The organism is Stenotrophomonas sp. P5_A8, from assembly GCF_056400545.1.
Map to the genome: position 1 here is coordinate 1 of NZ_JBFULB010000405.1, position 4,140 is coordinate 4,140.

The 4,140-nt window shown below is 58.0% G+C and carries 4 protein-coding genes; 2 read left to right on the plus strand and 2 right to left on the minus strand.

The window, feature by feature from the left end; all coding sequences use genetic code 11:
- A partial coding sequence (locus tag AC1DQP_RS18740) for a PAS domain-containing protein (protein WP_478052228.1) occupies positions 1–738 on the minus strand: 738 nt, incomplete at its 3' end.
- Between the two features lie 903 nt (positions 739–1,641).
- Here AC1DQP_RS18740 and AC1DQP_RS18745 point away from each other — a divergent pair.
- On the plus strand, positions 1,642–3,087 hold the full coding sequence (locus tag AC1DQP_RS18745) for an MCP four helix bundle domain-containing protein (RefSeq protein WP_478052229.1): 1,446 nt from the start codon (positions 1,642–1,644) through the stop codon (positions 3,085–3,087).
- On the plus strand, positions 3,084–3,563 hold the full coding sequence (locus AC1DQP_RS18750; protein WP_478052230.1) for a methyl-accepting chemotaxis protein: 480 nt from the start codon (positions 3,084–3,086) through the stop codon (positions 3,561–3,563). Before AC1DQP_RS18745 ends, AC1DQP_RS18750 begins: the two co-directional genes overlap by 4 nt.
- A gap of 267 nt (positions 3,564–3,830) precedes the next feature.
- Here AC1DQP_RS18750 and AC1DQP_RS18755 read toward each other — a convergent pair whose 3' ends face one another.
- The gene (locus AC1DQP_RS18755) at positions 3,831–4,115 is read right to left on the minus strand and encodes a hypothetical protein (RefSeq protein ID WP_478052231.1); all 285 of its coding nucleotides are present in this window, start codon (positions 4,113–4,115) and stop codon (positions 3,831–3,833) included.
- Positions 4,116–4,140 lie beyond the last annotated feature (25 nt).

Consider the following 4,140-nt stretch of genomic DNA (forward strand, 5'->3'; position numbering starts at 1 on the left):
GGGATGCACATTGGAAATGATCCCAGCAAGCGGGATGTCGTCGAGCCGGTTTAAGCTCTCAAGACCAAAGCTTTCAGAAAATCCTTCGTCGATGGTGAAGCAATCTTGAGTAAGGTCCCAACTCCATGTCCCGACGATGGCGCCAGCAGCCAGTGCAAGCTGCACGCGTTCTGCATCACGCGCGGCGACGAGTTTGGCTTCAATCGCTTTGTCTCGCTCCAGTGTACGAGAATCGATTGCCTCGGCTAGGCTGATGTTCTTTCGGCTGAGCAGCTTGTGACGAGCATCTCTTGTGTGGTTGGCGATAACTTGATCGCTGGTTTCGATGGCGACATTCAGTATCCCAACGATGGAGCTATCTTCTCCAAAGACCGGGGAGGCCGTGGCATTCCAGTAGGTGGTTTGGCGAACACCCGACCGGGTCATGGGAAGGAGGATCTCGTTGCTCCCAAACCCTTTGCCGCTGGTCATGACCTCGGCGAACGCATCGGCAATCGGGGCGTAAGTTTCTCCCCATACCTCCTTCACGGGCCTCCCCAGCGCCCAAGGGTGCCGGTCCCCAAGCATCATGCGATAGGCATCGTTGTAAAGAAGCCGGAGCTCCGGTCCCCAGAGCACCGCACCCAGCAGGGTTGAGTTGAGGACAAAACCCAAGGAGGTTCGTAGGGACTGGGGCCAAGCCTCGGGTGCACCCATCGGCGTCTGATCCCAAGCATAGGAGCGGAAGAACTCCCCCATCTGTCCTCCCGCTGAGAGAAAACTGAGCGCTTCTGACTTCGGGCCAATGGAAGGGGACATCGTTTGGGCTCACACCGGGTCGTCGTTGATGCCGTAGTGTCTCATGCCGACCGCGAGGCCGACTCGACGACGGTAGGTTCTGTACGCTGGAGCGTGGTCTGCCTCGTCCCTCGAGCAGGCGAACGATCCCAACTCGCGCACTCACGCCACTTTTTACCTGTTCCTGCCTGTACCTATCGCAAAAGCATGAAGTATGCGACCCGGCTGGTCATGCTCACATGCTTTTCTTAGTGCATATGGTAGGCGCGCCCGCTGTATCAAGAGCTAGCTGAGGCAAATCGATAGGATAAATCTCTCGATTCGGGGCTTAAGATTGTTCGTGGGGCGCCGCTACTTTCCAATCGCCGCTCTCAGACCGCCGCCTTGCTCGATGCTCCCTTCAAAGCCGCTCCTATCAGGACTTTCCGCATGCTCCTATTCGGCGATGCAATGCGGCGAGCATTGGGCTTCGCAGACTCCAGTGGAGATTAGGGGCTCAGGGTGTAATAGAGATTGGGGCGCAGTTGGTTCGGCGCGGGCGGCGTGACGCTCAGAGACGTTAGCTGCCAAGGATGTCCCAGCCTTTGACGATCGGTCTTGGCATTGCCCCCTCGGAGTGCGGCCCCTCACCGACTTGTCTGCCAACGCTGCGGCCCTTTAGGTGTGCTGGCCGCGCGGCGAACGATGGCTGCGGCTAACACAGGGGCTGAAGTCAAGCGGCAATTTCAATCTCCCGGCCGGTGAAACGCTTTGGAGGATGTTGTGAAAGCGGGTTTTGGTATGCGATGGATGCGACTCAACCGAAAACCAGAAAAGAACAAAGTCGGTAGGCATGTCGCAACTTAACGAGCAGGATCAACCTTGATGAATTGGTTCAAAAATCTAAGAATTTCCCAGAAATTGATGCTGGCCTTCGCGGTGACCACCGCCATGACGTTGGCCTTGGGCGTGTTTACGGTCATTCGCGCCTCCCAGTCCAAGCAGGAGCTGTCGCGTATTGCAACAGTGTGGGCGCCCGGCAACTATGCCATAGGTGAAATGCGTGCGCAGTTGGGCGACCTCCGGATCTACGAGATATCCCAAGTTAACGAAATCGCCTCCCCTCAGGTGGTGTCAGAGTATGAGGGGCGAATCAAGGCAAGTAAGGCCAAGATCGACGAGCTAGTGCTTCAATACCAGGCGTCTTTCGCGAACAAGGAAGACGAGGCGTTGTTCAACCCTGTCATGCAATCGTTGGCGGAATACTTCGCCATRCATGACACGCTTCGCGACGCCGTGGTCGCCGGCGATGTCGAAGAGGCCAAGCGGATTTCCAACACCGAGTCCCGTGCCAAGCGCGTCGCCTTGTTCAAGAACATGGAGAAGGTCAGCGAATACAACCTCGACGGAATGAAGACCGAGCTGGCTACGAACGCGGCCAGCTTGGATAGGCTGATGTCCATCACCGCCGTAGTTGTACTGGTGCTTTGTGTGGTTGCCAGCGTTCTGGGCTGGGCAATCAGCCGTTCGGTAACCCGCCCAATTGGTCAAGCACTTGAGGCCATTCGTAACGTCGCGAAGGGCAATCTGGCTGTGCGCACCGACTACTACAGCCGGGACGAAGCAGGTCAAATGCTGGTATCCCTGCGCGAGATGGTCACAACTTTGGATCGGTTCTCCAGCGACACCAAGGTGATGATCAAGAAGCATGAATCCGAAGATATCTCGCATCGTATTCCTGAAGACCTGCCGGGGGTGTATGGTGAACTAGCCAAGGGCATGAACACCATGGTATTCGAGCACCTCAATGCCATCTTGGATGCCGTTGCGGTGCTCAACGAGTACGCTGCGGGCGACCTGCGCCGGGATGCGCGCCGACTGCCTGGCTCGCGAGCTTTGCTTCACGAATCCATGGACGCAGCCAAGGCTAGCCTCCTGGCCATCAACACGGAGGTCAAGCGCTTGGCGGTTTCGGCCGCCGACGGCGACTTCTCGGCTCGTGGCGACTCGTCCGTGTTTCAGCATGACTTTGCCATCATGGTGGGCGACCTCAATCGCTTGATGGAGACTGCGGACCACAGTTTGGAGGCAGTTTCCAACTTGCTCCGTGCAATTGCGTCGGGTGACCTGACGCAGCGTATGGAAGGGGACTTCCGAGGGGTGTTCGCCACCATGAGCGAGGACGCAAACGCAACCATCGCGCAGCTGACAGGCATGGTTTCGCGCATTCAAGTTGCGTCTTCGGCGATCAATACCGCCTCGTCGGAGATTGCGTCCGGCAATGATGATCTGTCGCGCCGCACCGAGCAGCAGAAGAAGTCAAGGCCTTGATCGAGGATTCGGTAGCCAAGGTTGCCCATGGATCTGAACTTGCAGATCAGGCGGGTCAGACAATGACGGAGATCGTCAGCTCGGTGGCGGAAGTTTCGAGCATCATCGACGAGATCTCCGCAGCGTCCCAGGAGCAGGCTTCGGGGATCGAGCAGGTGAACCAAGCCGTGGCGCAGATGGACGAAACGACGCAGCAGAACGCGGCGCTTGTGGAGGAGGCAACGGCAGCCGCCCGTGCAATGGAAGATCAGTCGGTTCAGCTGGCAGATGCCGTGTCGGTCTTTAGGCTGGAAACTGGTGGCGATCCTCGCTCTCCGAGTAAAGAAGCGGGAAATGAAGCGAAACATTGTGGAGCACGTGCTGCGGCTACCGCCCTGCGCGTCAAGCTTCCCAACGGTGCTTCTCCTGCTGCTAATTCTAGAAGCCCGAACCCAGTTCTGGCCGCTGCAGAGACGACGCATTGGCAAGAGTTTTGATGGAGGCGGTTTGCCAGTTCTAAATTTGGTTTGACTTGGACTCGTCCTTTGGCAGGGTGGATGAGGGCGAGCCCGGGCAGGCTGAAAGGCATGCTTGATCGTCTTCCTTGCTAAGCTTTTCGGGGGGGGACCTCCTCCAGAGCGTCGGCCGGGGTCAGCCGCTAGTGCAGCTGGCCATGGTCCGGCGGACGGTGCGCGATGGATACCAGCAACGCTTTAGGGAGACGCACGTTGCCGAGCGTAGCGTTGCCGCCCATTCTTCAGGGCCTACTGGGTAAGCTGCGCGTAGAGCACCAAAAGCATCATGGGAAGAGTGCTTAGCGCCGTGATCGCCCAAAACGCGCCCAGCACGGTCAATGGCGTCATGATCCACCACTGCCACCAAGTGAACCCATGATCGCGTTGCCGAGCCTCCCAGGCTGCTGCAGGGTGAAACCGTTCTACCTTCCGCGTTCCTCGCCGGGCCATCAGCGGCCCGACAATGAACCCGAAAGGTCCCATGAAGAGCAGGGACAGCGAATACCACCAGAAGAACCGGTTTCGTGGGGTCATCAGCCTTCGCTGGTTCACCTGAGAG